This window comes from Streptomyces argenteolus, assembly GCF_042902585.1.
GTDB lineage: Bacteria > Actinomycetota > Actinomycetes > Streptomycetales > Streptomycetaceae > Streptomyces > Streptomyces argenteolus.
The window spans coordinates 245,103-263,594 of record NZ_JBIBEG010000004.1 but is presented as its reverse complement, the minus strand read 5'-3'; the positions used below and the strand labels follow the sequence as shown (position 1 = coordinate 263,594).

Sequence of the window (18,492 nt, the reverse complement as noted above, 5' to 3'; positions counted from 1 at the left end):
CGTGTTACAGACGTCGGTAACTGGCCCGCCCCGCGTTCCGCGCCCCCCCCCCCCCCAACCCCCCCCCCCCCCCCCCCCGCGCGGGGGGGGGGGGGGGGCCCCCCCCCCCCGCGGCCCCCCCCCGCCCCGGCAGGGTGTCAGCGCTCCGAGAGCTCCGAGGGAGCCTCCTGGATCACCCAGCCGTTGCCGTCCGGGTCCTCGAAGGACATGAACGAGTTCCAGGTGGCACCCTTGCCCTCCTCCCATCCCGTCGCCCCCACGTGCCGCACAGGGGAGACGTCCGCCCCGCGGCCCACCAGCTCCTTGCGCGCCGCCTCGATGTCCGTCACGCAGATCTGGAGCCCTTGCAGCGTGCCGGGGGCCATCGTCTTCGTGCCGGGGGCCGGAGGCATGCCCTGGAGCATGGCGACGGAGCAGCGCGAGCCGGGCGGTGTCAGCTGGATGATGCGCATGCCGGGGGCGACCTCGTCGTCCAGGTCCAGCCGGAACCCGGCCTTCTCGGTGTAGAACGCCTTGGCCCGGTCCATGTCGGTGACGGGGACGGGAATGACCTCGAGTGTCCAGTTCATGGAGCCTCCTCTGCGTGGCGCCGGTGCGCCGTGCCGGCCGGATAGTCTCGCCGTGGCGATCGGGGCAGTGCCCCATGTGCCACGGCGGAGTCCGAAGGAGGTCAACCGTCACCCGGGAAGCAGCCGGAGCGCACGGGGAAACGCCATCGAGGTCCACACTGCGCCCGATTGCCCCGCCGTGTGCCGACCGGTGCCCCGCGGCCGGCACCCGTCGGCCCGTCGGTCTGTCGTGCTGCCGGCCAGGTGCATGCCGGAGGCAGGGCTACGGGGTGGGGCCGGTCAAACAGCCCCGCCCGGGGGCCGCCTGCCGGGCGCTCCCGTGCCCATCGCTCGGGCCGCGTGTCGTTCTCGCGCGCATTCCCGCCCGAGGCGAAGGAGCCGCGGTCCTTTCTGCTGTCCGATCAGGAGATGCGGCTGGCCTCGTCCGTCCTGCTTCCGTGCCGTTGAGGACCCACGGGTCCTCCGGCCGGACCGGGCCGCGGGCTGTGAAGGGACTCATGGAACGGGGGAACGTCGATCTGGCAGAGTTCCGTCCATGGTGCAGGCGTGCTTGAACGGAGTGCGGCGGCAGAGCGAGAGCCGTTGGGTTCCCGTCACCCCCAGGGAGCTGGCGGCCGAGGCCGCACGGGCGGTGGGTGCCGGAGCGGATGACGTGCACCTGCACCCCAGAGGTGCCGACGGTCTCGATTCGCTGGCGCCACGTGCAGTGGGCGAGGCGGTCAGCGCGGTGCGTGCTGCCGTACCGAAGGAGGTACGCGTCGGGGTCACCACCGGATCCTGGGCGGAGCCGGACCCGGCCAAGCGCGCCGAGCTGATCCGGTCCTGGACGGTCCTGCCCGACCACGCGTCGGTGAACTGGCACGAGGAGGGCGCCGAAGAGGTGGCGGATGCGCTGCTGGAGCGTGGGATCGGTGTCGAGGCCGGTGTCTGGTCGGGCACCGGGGGCGCCCGCCGGTTCCGTGCCTGGCCATCGGCCTCACGTGTGCTGCGGGTGCTGGCCGAGGTGACCGACACCGATCCGGTCACGGCGGCCGGGACGGCCGGGGCCCTGGTGCGGGAGTTGGAGGAAGGACTCGCGGCGCCCTTGCTGCTGCACGGCGAGGACGGCGGGGCCTGGCCCGTGCTGCGCGTGGCAGCCCGTCTGGGGCTGGACACCCGGATCGGTCTGGAGGACGTGCTGACGTTGCCCGACGGTTCTGCCGCAGAAGGCAACGCGCAGCTCGTGCGGGCCGCACGGAAGGTCGTCGGCGAGCACCGCGCCCGGCCGTTCTGATCTCCCGCAGAAGTGCACGGGTGACAGGGGGTCCTCGCACATCGCCGGCCGGGTTCCGTGCCCCGGGCAGCCGACCGGCCGGGCAGGCTCATGGGCGCGAGCCTGCCCGCATGCGGTCTCCGGGGGCCGCTCGTCGGGCTCGGTCCGGGCACGCCTGCCCCCGGACCCGCCCCGCCCTGATCGGGACGAAGGGCCCCGAAGCACCTCCCGGGACCACCGTCCCCGGTGCACCGACCGGGACCACGGGTTCCGGACGTTCCTGCCGAGGAGCCGGGCCGCGCGCCGCGCCCAGGGGCCCGGCCCGCCTTCCGGTCCGTACGCACGGCCTATGTCGCCGCCTGGGAGCTGTCGCGGAAGCCGCCCCAGCCGTGCCAACGGTCGATCTCGATCCAGGCGTTGACGCGGTCGCGGTCACGCTGTGCGTACGGCTGGCCGAGGTAGTGCCGGGAGAGCCGGTCGATGCCGGCCAGGCCTTCGTCGTCCGCCATCTCGACGACGTGCCCGATGAGGCTCACATGGGTGTACCAGTCGGAGTCGTCCAGCACCGTCAGCGTGACCCGGGCGTCGCGGCGCAGGTGGTCGAGCCGCTTGCGGCCCTCGTCCATGTTGACCAGGACCCTGCCGTCCTCCCAGAGGTACCAGGTGGCCGTGGATACGGGCTGACCGTCCGCGCGCAGGGTCGCGATGACGGCGGGATTGGGCTTGCGCAGCATGGCGACGGCTGCGTCGGGAAGCGGCGGCTTCGACATGTTCTCTCCTTCGTCTCGTGCCGCGCCCGTCCGTGACGGGGAACCAGATCCGGTGATCCGGCGGGCGCGCCCTCCACGCTGCCACACGGCGGAGACGATGCCCTGGACCGCCCCTCGGGCGAAGGCGTGAGGGCGGGAAAGCGGCTGGTCACCCCTGCGGAACACGATGCGTGACGGCTGGATGTGCCGCGCATTGCGGTCGTGTGGCGGCGTGCCGGAAAGCATCGACAGCGGGCCGCTCCGGCCGCAGTGTGGATCTTCGTAGACAGCGCTTTCCCAGTTCCGGAGGAACCGTCATGCTCCCCGTCCTGCCAGGACGCCGCAGAATCGCGGCGGCGAGTGCGGTGGCCGCTCTCGCCGGCCTGCTCGCCGCCCCGTCCGTACAGGCCGCACCGGCCGCCGCCCACGACGGCGGTCGCCCCGCCGAGTCCCAGTCCCGCCGTTTCCAGGAGAACCTCGACCGGGGCCTCGTCGCCGTACCCGCGGGCCGCGGCACGTTCCTCAGCTGGCGGCTGCTCGGCACCGAGTACGGCTCCGACATCGGCTTCAACGTCTACCGGGGCGGCAAGCGGCTCAACCACCGGCCCGTCACCTCCTCCACCACGTACCAGGACAACGGCCGCGGGCACGGTGCCTACACCGTGCGGGCGGTCGTGGACGGCCGCGAGCGGCAGGCGAGCGATGCGGCCCTGGAGTTCGGGAAGGGGTATGCCGAGATACCTCTGGCGGATGCCGCCGGCTACACCGTGCAGCACGCCTGGCCCGGGGACCTCGACGGTGACGGCCGCTACGAACTCGTGGTGAGCCGTCTCTCCGGCACACGGGACCGGCCGGATCTGCTGGAGGCCTACACCCTCACCGGCGAGCGTCTGTGGCGTGTCGACCAGGGGCCCGGCTCGTACACCCAGGCACCCGGGAACGGAGCCAACGACCCGGCACCGGCGGCGATCAGCGGCTCCACCGCCATCGGCGGATTCCGCAACGACGACAACGTCACCGTCTACGACCTCGACAGCGACGGCAAGGCGGAGGTGCTGGTCCACACCGCGGACGGCACCACCTTCGCCGACGGGGAGACGGTCCGGGCGGCGTCACCCGCCGACCAGTTCGTCTCCGTCGTCGACGGGGCCACCGGCACCGAGCGCACCCGGCAGCCCGTCCCCGGAGACCTCACCGCCGACGGGCCCTCCGGCGGACAGTTCGGGATCGCTTACCTCGACGGCATCCACCCCAGTCCGGTGACCAAACTCGTCACGCGCGTCGGTGCCAAGCGCGGTGCCTTCCGTACGCTCATCCAGACGTGGGACTTCGACGGCCGCACCCTGAAGCCGCGCTGGAAGTACGTCGTGCCGGCCGACAGCGGCGCCACGAGCTTCCACCAGATCCGTACCGTCGACGTGGACCAGGACGGCAAGGACGACATCGCCGACGGCAACTACGTCGTCAACAGCGACGGAACCCTGCGCTACGTCGTCGACGGAGCCGGACACGGGGACCGTTTCCACATCGCCGATCTGGATCCGGCCAGGCCCGGCCTGGAGGGGTTCGCGATTCAGCAGTCGGAACTCGGCGTCGTCTCCCGCTTCCCCTGGTACTACTACGACGCGGACACCGGGGAGAGGCTGGTGACGGGGGAGCACCCCGCCGACCCGGCCGGCGAGGCCGACCTCGATGTGGGCCGGGGCACCACCGCTGACATCGACCCCCGCCACAAGGGCCTCGAGTACTGGACCTCGACCGCCGACGTCACCGCGCCCGGCGCCGGCGTGCGCAACGTCAGGGACGGCAAGGTCTCCGGCACCACCCCGAGCGTCAACTTCCGCATCTGGTGGGACGGGGACAAGGGGGCCGAGCTCCTGGACAGTACACACGTCGAGAAGTGGAACCCCGCGACGGAGACCGCCCGCCGCGTCTTCGACCCGGCCGGGGTCGTGGCGGGCGCCCGCAACGCGACCCCCTTCTACGGCGACATCCTGGGGGACTGGCGCGAGGAGATCCTCGCGGAGAGCGGCGACCACACGGCCCTGCGCCTCTACACCACCACCGAGCCCACCTCCACGCGCCTCTACACCCTCGCCCACAACCCGGCCTACCGCCTCGGCTGGACCGTGCGCGGCTATCTCCAGTCCACGTTCACGGACTACTACCTCGGCTACGGTTCCGGGAACCCGCCCAGGCCCGCGATCCGCACCGACACCGGGCCCGGCCTGGCCTGGACACCGATCGCGGGCGACACGTTCCGCTCGGGCACCGACCGGTGGACCGCCGAACTCCAGGACGGCGGGAGCGTGACCGCCGCCGACGGCGTTCTCGACATCGACGTACCGGGCGGCGCCACGGTGTGGTTCGAGCGCAGGCTGAGCGGCCCGTACGAGATCGAGTACACGGCCACCGCCGTCTCGGCCGGCGGGGCCAACGACCGGGTGTCGGATCTCAACAACTTCTGGAACGCCACCGACGTCCGCTCGCCGGACGACATCTTCGGCACCGCACGCGGTGGAGCCCTCGCGGAGTACGACCACCTCACCACCTACTACGTCGGCTACGGCGCGAACGCGAACACCACGTCCCGGCTGCGCCGTTACGTGGGCGAGGCGGGCAACCGTCCTCTCCTGCTCGACTACACCGCCCCGCTGCTGACGGCCAACGAGCCCAACCGGGTCCGCATCGTCTCCGACGGCTCGACCGTGCAGTGGTGGAACAACGGCCTCCTGGTGTTCGACCACCAGGACCCGGCCCCGTACACCAGCGGCCACTTCGCGTTCCGGACGGTCACCAGCCACTTCAGGATCAGTGACTTCACGGTCTGGCGCCCGCCCACCCGCGGATGACAGCCCCGCCGGCGCCCGGGCAGGCTCGCGGCAGCGCGTTGTCAGTGGCGGCTGTGATGCTGGAGCCATGGACGAACTGATGCGACGCCGCGTCTACGGTGCCGACCACGACGACCCCGATCCGGGACCCCGGCCCGGCCATGTCTACGTGGAGCTGGTCGGCGGCCCGCTGGACGGGCTGCTCCTGGACGTGACCGGCTGGCCGGAGGAGCGCCTCGCGGTGGGCGCGGCCCTCGGCACGGAGCTCGGGAAGTTCGGCGCGGGAGGCCGCGCCGTGTACGGGCCGGTGGCCGGGGAGCGGAAGCTGTGGGCCTGGCAGGCGGACAGTCCCTGAACGGTCCGCCCGCAGGGCCGTTCCGCTGCCGGACCCGGTACACGCGGCGATCGGTACTTTCACCGGTGTTCCGGCCCGGTGGCTGACTCGGCCCCCGTGCGTCCTTAGCGTGCTCCACCGACAGGATTCCGGATCCAGGAGGTGGAACACGAATGAAGCGGACGATGCACCGCGTCGCGGGCGCGGTGGCTGCGCTGCTCGCCATGGTGTTACCCGCACCGGCCTCGGCGGTGGGGGCGGACGCCGAGGCCGCAGCGGCAGGCGGCACGGGGCCCTATCCCGCGAGCTAGGAGACCGTCGCGAAGCTGCCCGGCCACACGGTCTACCGGCCCGACGCCCTGCCGGCAGGGGAGAAGCTGCCCATCGTGGCCTGGGGCAACGGCGCGTGCCGGGCGGACGGCACCTGGTTCGAGAACATCCTGACGGAGTTCGCCTCGCACGGGTTCCTCGTCATCGCCAACGGGGTCCCCGGTGGCTCCGGTCAGACGTCGTCGGACATGCTCATCGAGGCGGTGGACTGGGCCGTCGACGCGAACAGCGACCCGGGCAGCCGCTTCCGGGGCAGGATCGACACGTCCAAGATCGCGGTCATGGGTCAGTCGTGCGGCGGGCTGGAGACGATGGAGGTGGCCGACGACCCGCGTATCGACACGACGGTGATGTGGAACAGCGGCCTGATGAGCAGGCTCGACAGATGGATCCAGCTGCCCCGCCTGCACGCGCCGATCGCCTACTTCGTCGCAGGGCCGGACGACATCGCGTACGAGAACGCCGCCGACGACTGGGACAGGCTCCCCGCAGGCCTGCCCGCCTTCTCCGGCAACCTGGGACGTCGGCCACTACGGAACCTACGCCGAGCCGAACGGCGGCGAATTCGGCCGGGTCGGCGTGAACTGGCTGAAGTGGCAGCTCAAGGGTGACGCGACGGCCCGGACGGAATTCGTGGGCCCGAACTGCGGGCTGTGCTCCACCGACTGGGACGTGGAGCAGAAGAACCTCTCCTGACCCGGCCCGCCCCGGGCTCCCCGGTCTGGCCACGCGACGGAACGGCCCTCAGGCCCCAGGCCCCCGGAGCCATCGCCCGGGGCCTTGCGGCGTGAGGGGGTCACGACGACGGTCCACCAGGGCTCCGGGTGGTGACCAGCTGATCGCCCTGCTGCGATTGCACGCTGCTGCACCCTGCTGCACCGGCACCGACCGCAGCCCCGATACTGGAGTACACGCGATTTCGGTGGATCTTCTGCCGTTGATGGACGCGACCAGCACGGTGGAAGGCGAAACACGGTGACGACGACCGTCGCATACCAGGGCGAGCCCGGCTCGAATTCGGCGACGGCCGCCCGGTTCCTGTACCCCGAATGCACCGAACTCCCCTGTACCGGGTTCGAGCAGGCACTGGACGCCGTGACGCTGGGCACGGCCGACCTCGCGGTGATCCCGGTCGACAACTCGGCCGCAGGGCGCGTCGCGGACGTCCACCACCTGCTCCCGGAGTCGGGCCTGTTCATCGTCGCCGAGTACTTCCTCGCCATTCGCTTCGACCTCATGGGCGTCCCCGGCTCGACCCCCGAGGGCGTGGAGTGCGTGCGCAGCCACGTGCACGCGCTCGGGCAGTGCCGGAAGGTCCTGCGCGCCGGCGGCTGGCGCACTCTCGTCACCGATGACACGGCCGGTGCGGCGCGCGAGGTCGCGGAGCTCGGCGACCCGCGGCACGCGGCGCTCGCCCCGCCCGCAGCGGCCCGGCTGCACGGGCTGGACGTACTGAGCGCGGGCGTCGAGGACGACCCGGACAACACCACCCGGTTCGCCGTGCTCTCCCGCGAGGCCGTCATCGCACCCGACACGGGCGAGCCCACGATGACGAGCCTCTTCTTCAGCGTGCGCAACATCCCGAGCGCCCTCTACAAGGCTCTGGGAGGTTTCGCCAGCAGCGCCGTGAACCTCACCAAGATCGAGAGCTACCAGGCGGGCGCCGGGCTCAACGCCAGCCACTTCTACGTCGAGATCGAGGGACACCCCGACGACCCCCGGGTCGATCTCGCCCTGAACGAGCTGCGCTTCTTCTCCTCCGAGGTGCGCGTCCTCGGTGTGTATCCGGCCCACCCGCACCGGCTCGGCGGGGGCGCCTCCTGAGCGTCGTACTCGCCCGCTCGGCCTGGGGCGCGGGCGGCTGCGCCCTTCCCGGTCCGCCTCCGCCGGGTGCGCGCCGCGAGCGCATGTAGTTGCGTCCTGCATGAATATGGGTAGGTGCCCGAGGTGCACGCGATGCCGGCGTGCACCAGCCCACTCCTGCGCGACGCACCCGTGTCCGCGGACGAAGGGAGACACATGCGACTGGGCCTGGCGCTGCCCACCTTCGGCCGGAACGCCGACGCCGAAGCCGAAGCCATCGTCACCGTGAGCCGTACCGCCGAGGAGATGGGCTACGACTCCCTGTGGAGCGGCGACCGCGTGCTCGCCCCCAGAGAACCGAGCGTGCCGTACCCCGGTGGCGACGGCGTCATGCCACGGGCCTACGAGAACCACATGGACCCTCTCCTGGCCCTGACGCTCGCCGCGGCCCACACCCGGCGGGTACGGCTCGGAACGAGCACGCTCAACGGCCTCTGGCATCCTCCGCTGCTGCTCGCACGTTCGCTGACCACGCTCGACGTCGTCAGCCAGGGGCGCCTGGACGTCGGACTCGGATTCGGCTGGATGCCCGACGAGTACACGGCGGTCGGCGTGCCGTGGGAGGGCCGGGGACCGCGTCTGGACGAGACCCTCGACGTGCTGGAGGGGTACTGGACCCACGACGTGTTCGCCCATACGGGACCGCTGTTCACCGTCCCGGAGACGGTGGTCGGCCTCAAGCCGCACCAGCGGCCCGGGCCGCCCGTTCTCCTCGCGGCCTTCACCCCCGCGGGGCTGCGACGGATCGGCCGGCGGCTGGCCGGCTGGCTGCCCGGCGCGATGCCCCTGGCACGCATCCAGGCGATGTGGGCGGTCGTCGTGAAGGAAGCCGACCGGGCGGGGCGTGAGCCCGCGGCGGTACGCATGGCTCTGCGGGTCAACCCCACGCTGACCGACACGAAGAGCGACCCGGAGCAGGTCCCCCGCGCCGGCACGATCGGTCAGTACATCGACTACGCCCGCGCCGCGGCCGACGCGGGCGTCCACGAACTCTTCCTGGATCTGGGGCAGACACCCGCCACGCTTCAGGAGCGCGTCGACCTGGCCGGCCGCTTCGTCGAGGGCGTACGGACAGGGTGACGTGACCCGTCCGACCCGCCTGACCCGCAGATGGGGCAGGCGGGTACGGGCGGTCCCGAGGGGATGCTCCCGACGTGCGGTGCTCCTGCGGCCTCCCCTCTACAGCTTGTCGGCGAACGCCTCCGCCAGCTCACGCCATTCGGCGCGCGGGAGACCGCTGCCGCCCTCCCCGGCGGTGAGGACCTGGAGGGCGATGTGGTCGGCTCCCGCGTCGAAGTACGCCTGCGCGCGGGCCTTTACGCGCTCGGCGTCGCCCAGGGCGAACAGGGCGTCGAGGAGACGCACGCTGCCGCCGCCGTCGAAGTCGCTCTCGGCGAACCCCAGGCGCAGCAGGTTGTCGGTGTAGTTCGGCAGTTGGAGGTACATCGCCAACATGTTCCTGGCCGTCGTACGGGCCCTGTCGAGGTCGGTGTCGAGCACCACCGAGAGCTCCGGGGCGAGCAGCGCGTCGGGGCCGAGAGCCGCACGCGCCTCCGCCGTGTGCTCGGTGGTGACGAGATACGGGTGTGCTCCGAGCGCCCGGTCGGTCGCGAGCTTCAGCATCTTCGGTCCGAGGGCCGCGAGTACCCGGCGGCCGGCGTCCACGGGCGGCGCCGCGGCGTCGAGGGCGTCGAGATAGGTCACCATGGCGCTGTACGGCTTCGCGTACTGCGGCACCATGGGGCCGTGACTGACGCCGAGGCCCAGGACGAAGCGGCCCGGCGCACTCGACTCGATGGCCGCGAACCCTGCCGTCACCTCCTCGGCGGTGTGGTCCCAAATGCTCAGGATGCCGGTGGCGACCGTCACCGTGCGGGTGGCGGCGACCAGCGCCGCGGCGTCGTCGGGCGAAGGGCTGCCCCCGAGCCAGAGGGTGCCGTACTTCAGCTCCTCGAGCTCGGTGGCCGCCTCCGCGATCGCCTTCCTGCCCTCGTCGTCCGCCCGCGACCAGTGCAGGGCAGAGCTCCAGATACCGACCCGTCCGAATGCCTTGCGCGTCTCAGAAGTCATGGTGTGATCAACAGCGCCGTCCGGCCGCTATTCCCGGGCGAGCGGGAATCCCCCGAACGAGTCACCTGCGCGGCGCGGTCGTGCGCGACGCCGCCCGCGCGACAGGTCCCGCCCCTGCCTCGCAAGGGGGCCGCAGCACGGGTGTGTCGTAGGGTGGCCTTCCATGGCATTTGACACCGCGCTGTGGTCCTTCGCCCTCGTCGTGGGGCTTCTCACCCTGACCCCTGGTCTCGACACCGCCCTGATCCTGCGCACCTCCGCGCTCGGCCGGCGCAGACGAGCCTGGGGCGTCGTCCTCGGAATCCAGACCGGCACCTTGCTGTGGGGTGCGCTCACCTCCTTGGGTGTGACCGCGCTCCTGACGGCATCCCACCTCGCCTACGTCACCCTGCGCTGGGTGGGTGCCGCCTACCTGGTCTGGATGGGTGTTCGCATGCTGCGGAACACCTTCCGTGGCCTGCCCGCGCACGGTGGCGACGACACGTCCCTGCTCAGGGGCGAGGACGCGGTTCTGCGTGGCTGGCGGCAGGGGACACTCACCAACCTCCTGAACCCCAAGGTGGGCGCCTTCTACGTCGCGGTCCTGCCCCAGTTCATCCCCGACGGGGCAAGCCACTTCGCCATGGGGCTCCTGCTCACCTCGGTGCACGTCCTCATCGGTCTGGTGTGGTCCGCCGTCCTCATCGGCTTCGCCCGCGTGCTGCACGGCTTGCTGCGCGAACCCCGGGCGCGCCGGGTGCTCGACCGGATCACCGGGACCGTCATCGCCGCTTTCGGCGTCCGGCTCGCACTCGGTGACTGAACTCGCTGTCCCACCGGCCGCCGCCCGGACACCTCGGGAACGGCCCCCGGACAGCGGCAGCCGCGACGGCTTCTGCGGCGGGCCTCCGTTCCGCGTCCGCACCCTGCCCCGGAGGCCGTTGACCGGAAACGTATGGCCGGGCACGCTGGTCTCCATGAGCACTCCGACTTCCGGCCGGGTCACTGTCGCGAGCTACGAGAACATCCCCGGCTGCCTCCACCCGAAGGCCGCCGTGCGAGCTTGACTGCGGGAGCGGGGCATCGACTGGATGCCCTTCTCGTCGGGCGAGATCAACTTCGACCTGGCCTGCGGCACAGGCCGCGACGGTCGCTGGCACGGCTGGTTCGCCGTCCATGTCGACGCCGACGCCCTGCGCCGCCTCGGCCTGCACCCCGACCAGCCGAACTCGGGGACAGGCGGTCCCAGTCCGCCCGGCTGGTGGCACGCCGCCGCGGAACGCCGCGCGCACTGAGCCGGTCGGCGACGAAAACAGCGGTCTCGGACGTGATGTCCGGCATTTTTCGGCGCCACAGGCGCGGGGATGTGGAACGAGCAAGGAGTGCTGGACCACGACCGCTCATCGCCGCACACGTACGTGCCCGAGGCCGGTCGCGGACGGCCGGCGGTCCTCCTTCTTGGGCCCCACCGCCATGTCCGGCCGGCCGAACTCGACCTATCCACCAGGGGCTACGGGCCAGCCATTAGCCGCGGGCTTTCATGACGATTGCTCGCGCAGGCTTATGGCCGGTTGCTTCCACCGGCTGTGATGTGGGCTGTTGCATCTCGGCCCGGTCATAGTCCTGGTGTCAGTGCTTTCACCTGTTGAGTGACGCATCCATCCGGCGTGTAACAGCTGACAGGCTGTGCCCATGGACATGGAGGCGCTCAGCGCCGATGACTACGAGTCGGTGCATCGGGCCAGCCGAGGTTTGGCGGCGCGATACGGGATGGTGACGCTCAACGCCATGATGGAGGCGTGGGAGGCGTTGGTGCAGGATGTCGAAGAGGGCTTCGACGCCGAACAGGTCTGGGAGTACGGGACATGCTTCGTTGCCGCAGGTGGCTGGCGGAGGCATGGCCTGTGTTCACGGACAGGGTTCGGACCGTGAGGCAGGCGGAGCTCGACGCGCTGGATGCCCGCTTCCAACTGGCCACCGTGCCGCTGCGCGGCCAGGCGGACGATGCGCGGTGGCATTCGCGGCGACCGCTTCTGATCGTCGGCGACACGCTGCTGGAACTGCCCGGATCCTGGGCCCTGTGACACCTGCGAGCTGATGTCCAACCGCCGGTCAGGTCACCGAAGAGCGCCTCTGAACTGGGGAGATAGGGCTCTTCTAGGGTTCTGCCCGTCTCAATGAGAGGCACTCTCCAGGTGAGGAAGCGTAGCTCGTCGTACCCGCGTGTCCGTATCGAGAGTGGCGGTCACGGGGTGGTCTCTCAGGCAGGGGGTGTGCTGCTGATCGAGACCGCCCGCAAGAGTGGCCTGGGAACCGCGATATCGGCGGCGCTCGTGCCCTGGCGACGTCCTCGGGCGGTGCACGATCCGGGCAAGATCCTGTGGGATGTGGCGCTCGCCCTCGCGCTGGGCGGGGACTGTCCGGCCGATGTCAGCATGCTGCGGGCCGAGCCTGCCGTATTCGGGCCGGTGGCCTCTGACCCGACCGTCTCCCGTCTGGTCGACAAACTGGCCGCCGCCGGGCCGAGGCCCTGGATGCGATCCGCACCGCTCGGGCCGATGCCACGCGAGTACCTAGGGAAACTGGCCCGGAAGCAGGCGCCGGACAGGGACGGTCACGTAATCGTGGACCTGGACGGCGTGCTGGTAGGCACACTCGAGAAGCAGGACGCGGCCACCTGGAAGAAGACCTACGGGCACCATCCGTTGATGGGCTTCGTCGATCACGGACGTGGCGGCGCCGGGGAGCCGGTGGCCGCCCTGCTGCGGCCGGGGAAGGCAGGCTCCAACATCGCCGCCGGCCACATCACCGCCACCCGGCTCGCCCTGGCCCCGCTTCCCCAGCAGCATAGGCGCGGCCGGGGTCCACACTGATCCGCACTGACGCCGCCGGCGGCACCCACGAGTTCGTGGCCTGGCTCGCCCAGCCCGGGAGGCGGCTGTGTTACTCGGTCGGGATGACCATCACCGAGCAGATTGACCAGGTTGTCCTGCAGGTTCCCGACTCCGCCTGGACGCCGGCCGTCGAACCGGGCGGCGAGGTCCGCGACGGTGCCTGGACCGCCGAGCTCGACGCGACGGCCTCAAGGGCTGGCCGCAGAGGATGCGGTTGATCGTCCGCAAGGAACGGCGCCATCCCGGATTCCAGTTGCGTTTCGCCGACGCCGACGCCGACGCCGACGCCGACGCCGACGCCGACGGGCTGCGGCTCACCGCATTCGCCACGAACACGGCAGACGGGAAGATCACCGACCTCGAACTGCGGCACCGTCAGCACGCGAGGGCCGCATCCGGGCCGCACGGGCCACCGGTCTGCGGAACCTGCCCCTGCACGACACGGCGCAGAACCAGATATGGCTGGAGATCGTCCAGCTCGCCCTCGACCTGCTGGCCTGGCTTCCAATGCCAGCCCTGATCGGCAAACCGTCTCTGGGAGCCCCGCCGCTTGCGGCTGCGACTATTCTCCGCCGCCGCCCCGATTGTCACCACCGCCCGCCGCCGACACCTTCAGTTCGGCCGTCACTGCCTTGGTCCGACGTGATCACCAATGCGATCCAGCGACTCGCGGCTCTCCCGAACCCTGGCTGACCAACAGCGTCGCCCGCCCCAACGAGCCTGATCACTCCGCCGGAAATCGTGGAACCCGGCGCCCACCCGACGCGACAGCCGGGCCCCCACCGCACCCGCAACCATCCACGACACCGGAACGGCCCGCCGGATAACCCGACGGGCCGTCATGAAAGATCGAGGTCCGGGCGCAGCGCTGTTGGCAGGTGGCTTCGAATTTGCCCATCTCCACCCGCCTCTACCCGAGCGGGCATCGCCAAGAAGCAGAAGTGCGTGACGGTACACGCTTGGCTGGTTTCTGCATAGCGCGATTAACTACTGTCTGTGATGATGCAATCGTTCGAGGTTGCTGAAGCGCGAGTTTGTTGACGAGGTATCCGGGCAAGCGGGGGATTGCGGTGGAAGAGTCGTCGTCGAACCTATCGGGAGCTTCAGGTTCGACGGACCCGGTCGGAGCAGATGCACATCGGAGGCAGGGTCCCGACGTCGCTTCCGGGGGCACGCCGACGAGCTCTCAAAGGCAACCTCCAGATGCCCGGCCTGCCGTATCTGCCTCCCCTCCAGATCCTTCTGCGCGTTCCGCTCCTTCGGCCTGGTCGACTTTTCTCGGTAACCATGCTCCTGGAGTTCTCGATCTTCCTCTGAAACAGCGGGCAATGTACGCCACCCTTCTTTTGGTCGTCGGGGTTTTCGTGGGCGGCGTTGCCACCTACTGGATACCCTTCGCTCTCGACACCTTGACTGCTGACTCGACCGTTCGCACTCAGAAAGACGCAGAGAAGAAGGCGGACTTCAAGGACCCTCCGTTCACTGTGGAACTCAGGTATGAGACCTTCGGTCCCGGGTTCGCCAACCCGTGGCACATGGTGCTGGACCGCCCGCTCACGCAGGCGGAACAGAAGCAATTGACCAGTGTCAGGGGTGAGGGTACTGAATACTTTGCTCAAGTACACAAGATCCTCGCACCCTTGGGAGCGCGAGTGATCACCTACGCGGGCTACGCGCTGGGCAGGGACAATACGGCACGCAGCTTTTTCCTGAATCTGCACAGCGATCGGAATGCAGAACTTTCGATCGTCGATATGAAGTCAAAAATCGACAGCTGCTCCCCGTCGACCGCTCAGACAGTGGTGACCCAACCTCCCGCCGGGACAGTCGAAGTTCCGGGAGTGCTCTGGGATCTGGACAGCGGAAATGATAATCCGATAGCCGTCGACGAGAACGATGAACACAAAGGAGAGCCTTACTTCTGGTACAACCAAATTGACCTGGGTGACGGTGCGGCGCCCGGCGCATTGAGGGTGCAGTCCGCCGTTGGGCGTGAGTCTTGTAGGTGGCATATCGAAGCAAGATATACCGACACTGCCGGTGAGCATGGTCCCGTAAGAATTCCGGCAGAGGGTGAAATTTTCACGGAAGCGCTGCCCAGTCATCCGGCGCAGCGTTTCACGCTCAGTGAAATGTATGCCGACGGAGAAAACGCGTGGAGATGCTCCGGGAAGGTTGTGACCTCCAATTGCAGGGGCCCGGCGTGATGTGGGTCGATGATCTGAGCATCTGTCGAAGAACTGCTCTGCTCCGCCGTTGTGGCTATGACCCTTCGCAGGTGCCACCCGGGATGGCGTGGGAAGACTATGGCAGACGTTTCTCCAGCGCTTCGATCTGGAGCACAGCTCCTGATGTGGGAAGCCGCCCCTTGGTCGAGCCATTTCGGCCTCCACGCCCCTGAAGTCGCGGACCGTTGCACCTGGCTCGCAACGTCGTGCCCACCTACCCCGGGCTCCCCGGCCCCCCCCCGCCGAGGATTTCCGCAGGCGGTGGGAGATCCACCGCCTCGTCAAATCTGTGAGATGCCGAGCGTCGGCGGCCTCTGGACTTCGCGACAGGGCTGGAGGTGTTCGAAAACGGGGGATATGGGGAAGATGGCATCTTCGGTGGAAGAAAGTGGGGAACTGGAGATGAGGTCATGATGCTCTCGGAAGAGCAATGGGAAGCTCTGGATCCGCAAAAGTATATTGGATACGGAGTGCGGGAAATTCCCTGCGTCGAGGATGCGCATGTCGACGCAGCCATCCGCGCCATCACCAGCTCCGCGGATATGGAGGTAATAGTGAGGTTCACCCGCCGCTCCGCCTGGCGGGTTTTCAATGCCTTCGCCGTCCGCATGGCCTCACTTGGAGTGCGAAATCGAGATCCGGAAATCATCAGGAGGGGGTTGGTTGCGTGTGGTGTCGCCCTGTCGAGCGCCGAAGATTTTCGCGAAGTGATCCTGTCCCTCACGGTGCTCCATCGGGCATCTATTCTGATAGAGGAGGATCCGGTCCACCTATTCCGAGAGGCGAGCGGTGTCATGCCGCCTTGGATTGCTGAAATTGTCGACCAGTTCCCTATGAGAGAGGTGAAAGATCTTCGGATCGAGCCATGCGGTTATGCTGAGGGACGGGATGGCTCCGGGTTCAGGTTCGTGAGTACCTGGTAACCGCTCCTGCAGGCCAGCGGATCATTGCTGCCTGTTCGAGAACAGTAGTTCTGTTCGATCGCAGGAATTAAGTGATTGCAGAAATGGCGTTCGTGAACGCTTCGCTTTTGCTGCCCACCGTCAGAGCAGTCCCACCTGGTGCGACGTCATGGTTGGGAATTGTTTCCTGGCTCTCCTGACGTGGGGTGTGGTGCCTTCCTGGTGCTGCGCGTGATTACGGCAACTCGTGCTGGGAGCCGATCGATGTCCGGTCGTCAGATCCCGGTCGGGTCTGCCGACAATCAGGACGGAACGTCGGCCGCCGGGGGGTCAGGCTCTCCACCGCCTCGCGTTCCGCCCTTTTGTCACTCGGGCGACGCGGCCGGCTCGTGCTCACGGTCCGCGCGGGACTCGTGGTCGGGGCGCGGGCATGACGAGGGGGATGGTGCCGGCCCAGTTACGCCCGGTCGTCGTCAAGGAGGACCACGACACGGCGTGGCAGGCCCGGACGTTTCCCCTCCGCGACCCCTTCGCACTCGTGGCGGGGAGGCGTCCGTCGGCACCCCGGGCGGTCCTACGGTGTGACGATGGGGAAGCGCGGGTCGGGCCGGTCGGAGAGTGTTCCGAAGGTGAGCAGGACGCGGACGTCGCCCTCGACCTCGGCGTGCCCCTGGGCGATGGCGTCGGCGAGTGTGGTGGTTCTGCTCATCACGGCGTCGAGGACCGTACGCGGCAGCCGCAGGGTCACGTCCGGATCCTCACCGCGCGGGGCGTCGCCGGGGATCGGGGTGAGTGCGCCGTTGGACAGGAGGACGGTCCACGTCTCGGCCGGGGCCGCGGGACCGGGGGCGGTGATCTCCCAGCGCAACAGCATCCGGCCGGCCGCCGCCGCACGAGCGCCGTTGATGCGGACAGCCATGGACCGGAAGATCTGTTCGACCGTCAGGGCGGCGACGATGTCGGGCGCGCCGCGTCCAGGGGTGCCGAGTACGCCCTCACGCAGCTCCGCTGCGCCCATGAGGTAGAAGTTGCGCCACGGTCCGCTCTCCGCACCGTGGCCCAGCCGCTCGAGCGCAGCCGCCTGCAGGTCACGAGCCTGTGAGTGGTCCGGCTCGGCGAAGAGCACGTGGCTCAGGACCTCCGCGGTCCAGCGCAGGTCCCCGGACTGGAACGACGCGCGGGCCTTCTCGACGACGGCGTCGGCCCCGCCCATGAAGGCGACGTACCGCACCGCGGCCTCCTGCGGCGGGTGCTGCCAGAGATGCGCGGGGTTGCCGTCGAACCAGCCCATGTACCTCTGGTAGACCGCCTTCGCGTTGTGACTGAGCGAGCCGTAGTAGCCGCGGACGTGCCAGGCCCGCTCCAGCGCGGGCGGGAGGCGCAGTTCCTCCGCGATCTCCGCGCCGGTGCGGCCCGCGTTGATCAGCCGTACGCACTGGTCGTGGAGGAAGGCGTAGGCGTCGCGCTGTTCCTCCAGGAACCGCACGACCCGGTCCTGGCCCCAGGTGGGCCAGTGGTGCGAGGCGAAGACGACGTCGGTGTCATCGGCGTACAGGCTGAGCGTCTCCGTCAGGTAGCGCGCCCAGGCGCTGGGGTCACGGACCAGGGCGCCACGCAGGGTCAGCACGTTGTGCAGCGTGTGGCAGGCGTTCTCCGCCACGCACAGGACGCGCAGTTCCGGCAGGTGGAAGTTCATCTCGGCCGGAGCCTCGGTGCCGGGGGTGAGCTGGAAGACCATGCGTACGCCGTCGACGGTCTCCGTCTGCCCGGTGACGGTGACGTCCAGGGTGGGCGCGATCAGCGAGATGCTGCCGAGCGAGGTGGTCTGCCCCAGTCCACAGCCGATCTGTCCCGTGGGGCCTTTGGGCAGCGCGGCGCCGTACATGTAGCCGGACCGGCGGCCCATGGCCGGTCCGGTCATCACGTTCTCGCCCGCCGCGTGTTCCAGGAACCCGGCGGGAGCGATCACCGGTACCCTGCCGGAGGCCGCGTCGGCGGGGTCGATGACGCCGCGTACCCCGCCGAAGTGGTCCACGTGGCAGTGCGTGTACACCACCCCGGTCACGGGGCGGTCGCCCCGCCTGGACCGGTAGAGGGCGAGCGCCGCCGAGGCCACCTCCGTGCTGATGAGCGGGTCGACGACGATCACCCCGCGTCGGCCCTCGACGAAGGTGATGTTGGAGAGGTCCAGGCCACGCACCTGGTAGACGCCCGGCACCACCTCGAACAGGCCCTGCCGGGCCACCAGTCGGCTCTGCCGCCAGAGCGAGGGATGGGCCGTGGGCGGACAGTCCTCCTCCAGGAACGCGTAGGCGTCCGCGTCCCAGACGAGGCGGCCTTCGGCGTCGTGCACGGTGCCCGGTTCGAGGCGGGCGAGGAAGCCCCGGGCCGCGTCGGCGAAGTCCTGCTCACCGTCGGCCGTGGGGGGAGGGCAGGTGTTCTCCTGCGGGATGGGGGTCATGTGCTCGGTCTCGTCTCGGGTGCGGAGGCG

The 18,492-nt window shown here is 69.7% G+C and carries 15 protein-coding genes and 3 pseudogenes; 14 read left to right on the top strand and 4 right to left on the bottom strand.

Annotated features, from left to right (window positions below; genetic code table 11):
- Positions 1-137: 137 nt before the first annotated feature.
- Positions 138-569: a VOC family protein gene (locus ACFY8O_RS17170; RefSeq protein ID WP_387903027.1), complete on the bottom strand. Its 432-nt coding sequence runs from the start codon at positions 567-569 to the stop codon at positions 138-140.
- Between the two features lie 535 nt (positions 570-1,104).
- Here ACFY8O_RS17170 and ACFY8O_RS17165 point away from each other — a divergent pair.
- Positions 1,105-1,842 carry a 3-keto-5-aminohexanoate cleavage protein gene (locus tag ACFY8O_RS17165; RefSeq protein ID WP_387903025.1) on the top strand — a complete coding sequence of 246 codons (738 nt, stop codon included), beginning with the start codon at positions 1,105-1,107 and terminating at the stop codon, positions 1,840-1,842.
- Between the two features lie 326 nt (positions 1,843-2,168).
- Here ACFY8O_RS17165 and ACFY8O_RS17160 read toward each other — a convergent pair whose 3' ends face one another.
- Positions 2,169-2,591 (bottom strand): PPOX class F420-dependent oxidoreductase, encoded by a 423-nt coding sequence (locus ACFY8O_RS17160; protein WP_145807368.1) that lies wholly within the window; start codon positions 2,589-2,591, stop codon positions 2,169-2,171.
- A 296-nt stretch (positions 2,592-2,887) separates the two neighbouring features.
- Between ACFY8O_RS17160 and ACFY8O_RS17155 the strand changes: the two are divergent.
- From ACFY8O_RS17155 to ACFY8O_RS17130, 6 genes and pseudogenes are all read left to right on the top strand, one after another.
- A pseudogene (locus ACFY8O_RS17155) lies at positions 2,888-4,759 on the top strand (rhamnogalacturonan lyase family protein); the annotation flags it as partial.
- 54 nt (positions 4,760-4,813) lie between these two features.
- Positions 4,814-5,422: pseudogene (locus ACFY8O_RS17150) on the top strand (DUF6250 domain-containing protein); the annotation flags it as partial.
- 67 nt (positions 5,423-5,489) lie between these two features.
- Positions 5,490-5,756: a hypothetical protein gene (locus ACFY8O_RS17145; RefSeq protein WP_387903022.1), complete on the top strand. Its 267-nt coding sequence runs from the start codon at positions 5,490-5,492 to the stop codon at positions 5,754-5,756.
- 365 nt (positions 5,757-6,121) lie between these two features.
- On the top strand, positions 6,122-6,676 hold the full coding sequence (locus tag ACFY8O_RS17140) for a poly(ethylene terephthalate) hydrolase family protein (protein WP_387903020.1): 555 nt from the start codon (positions 6,122-6,124) through the stop codon (positions 6,674-6,676).
- Between the two features lie 364 nt (positions 6,677-7,040).
- Complete coding sequence (locus ACFY8O_RS17135) at positions 7,041-7,889, top strand: prephenate dehydratase (protein ID WP_387903017.1); 849 nt, start codon at positions 7,041-7,043, stop codon at positions 7,887-7,889.
- 195 nt (positions 7,890-8,084) lie between these two features.
- A complete protein-coding gene (locus ACFY8O_RS17130) occupies positions 8,085-9,008 on the top strand; it encodes a TIGR03619 family F420-dependent LLM class oxidoreductase (RefSeq protein WP_387903015.1) in 924 nt (307 codons plus the stop codon).
- A gap of 99 nt (positions 9,009-9,107) precedes the next feature.
- Here ACFY8O_RS17130 and ACFY8O_RS17125 read toward each other — a convergent pair whose 3' ends face one another.
- Positions 9,108-9,998 carry an LLM class F420-dependent oxidoreductase gene (locus ACFY8O_RS17125; RefSeq protein ID WP_145807353.1) on the bottom strand — a complete coding sequence of 297 codons (891 nt, stop codon included), beginning with the start codon at positions 9,996-9,998 and terminating at the stop codon, positions 9,108-9,110.
- A gap of 163 nt (positions 9,999-10,161) precedes the next feature.
- On the opposite strand from ACFY8O_RS17125, the gene ACFY8O_RS17120 reads away from it, so the two are divergent.
- From ACFY8O_RS17120 to ACFY8O_RS17090, 7 genes and pseudogenes are all read left to right on the top strand, one after another.
- Positions 10,162-10,800 (top strand): LysE family translocator, encoded by a 639-nt coding sequence (locus tag ACFY8O_RS17120; protein ID WP_387903012.1) that lies wholly within the window; start codon positions 10,162-10,164, stop codon positions 10,798-10,800.
- Positions 10,801-11,068: 268 nt separating this feature from the next.
- Positions 11,069-11,272: a hypothetical protein gene (locus ACFY8O_RS17115; protein ID WP_387903009.1), complete on the top strand. Its 204-nt coding sequence runs from the start codon at positions 11,069-11,071 to the stop codon at positions 11,270-11,272.
- A 397-nt stretch (positions 11,273-11,669) separates the two neighbouring features.
- Positions 11,670-11,909 carry a hypothetical protein gene (locus ACFY8O_RS17110; RefSeq protein ID WP_387903007.1) on the top strand — a complete coding sequence of 80 codons (240 nt, stop codon included), beginning with the start codon at positions 11,670-11,672 and terminating at the stop codon, positions 11,907-11,909.
- Positions 11,906-12,061 (top strand): hypothetical protein, encoded by a 156-nt coding sequence (locus tag ACFY8O_RS17105; protein WP_387903004.1) that lies wholly within the window; start codon positions 11,906-11,908, stop codon positions 12,059-12,061. Before ACFY8O_RS17110 ends, ACFY8O_RS17105 begins: the two co-directional genes overlap by 4 nt.
- Positions 12,062-12,172: 111 nt before the next feature.
- Positions 12,173-13,564 (top strand): annotated as a pseudogene (locus ACFY8O_RS17100) (IS1380 family transposase).
- A gap of 635 nt (positions 13,565-14,199) precedes the next feature.
- Positions 14,200-15,078, top strand: a complete 879-nt coding sequence (locus tag ACFY8O_RS17095; RefSeq protein ID WP_387903001.1) for a hypothetical protein — start codon at positions 14,200-14,202, stop codon at positions 15,076-15,078.
- 359 nt (positions 15,079-15,437) lie between these two features.
- Positions 15,438-16,022, top strand: a complete 585-nt coding sequence (locus tag ACFY8O_RS17090; protein WP_387902998.1) for a hypothetical protein — start codon at positions 15,438-15,440, stop codon at positions 16,020-16,022.
- 553 nt (positions 16,023-16,575) lie between these two features.
- Here the strand turns inward: ACFY8O_RS17090 and ACFY8O_RS17085 are convergent.
- On the bottom strand, positions 16,576-18,462 hold the full coding sequence (locus ACFY8O_RS17085) for an alkyl/aryl-sulfatase (protein ID WP_387902995.1): 1,887 nt from the start codon (positions 18,460-18,462) through the stop codon (positions 16,576-16,578).
- Positions 18,463-18,492: the final 30 nt, after the last annotated feature.

Coding starts and splice junctions, on each gene's coding strand:
- ACFY8O_RS17170 (WP_387903027.1), bottom strand. CDS start 569: ATGAACTGGACACTCGAGGTCATTCCCGTCCCCGTCACCGACATGGAC.
- ACFY8O_RS17165 (WP_387903025.1), top strand. CDS start 1,105: ATGGTGCAGGCGTGCTTGAACGGAGTGCGGCGGCAGAGCGAGAGCCGT.
- ACFY8O_RS17160 (WP_145807368.1), bottom strand. CDS start 2,591: ATGTCGAAGCCGCCGCTTCCCGACGCAGCCGTCGCCATGCTGCGCAAG.
- ACFY8O_RS17145 (WP_387903022.1), top strand. CDS start 5,490: ATGGACGAACTGATGCGACGCCGCGTCTACGGTGCCGACCACGACGAC.
- ACFY8O_RS17130 (WP_387903015.1), top strand. CDS start 8,085: ATGCGACTGGGCCTGGCGCTGCCCACCTTCGGCCGGAACGCCGACGCC.
- ACFY8O_RS17125 (WP_145807353.1), bottom strand. CDS start 9,998: ATGACTTCTGAGACGCGCAAGGCATTCGGACGGGTCGGTATCTGGAGC.
- ACFY8O_RS17120 (WP_387903012.1), top strand. CDS start 10,162: ATGGCATTTGACACCGCGCTGTGGTCCTTCGCCCTCGTCGTGGGGCTT.
- ACFY8O_RS17115 (WP_387903009.1), top strand. CDS start 11,069: ATGCCCTTCTCGTCGGGCGAGATCAACTTCGACCTGGCCTGCGGCACA.
- ACFY8O_RS17110 (WP_387903007.1), top strand. CDS start 11,670: ATGGACATGGAGGCGCTCAGCGCCGATGACTACGAGTCGGTGCATCGG.
- ACFY8O_RS17095 (WP_387903001.1), top strand. CDS start 14,200: ATGTACGCCACCCTTCTTTTGGTCGTCGGGGTTTTCGTGGGCGGCGTT.
- ACFY8O_RS17085 (WP_387902995.1), bottom strand. CDS start 18,462: ATGACCCCCATCCCGCAGGAGAACACCTGCCCTCCCCCCACGGCCGAC.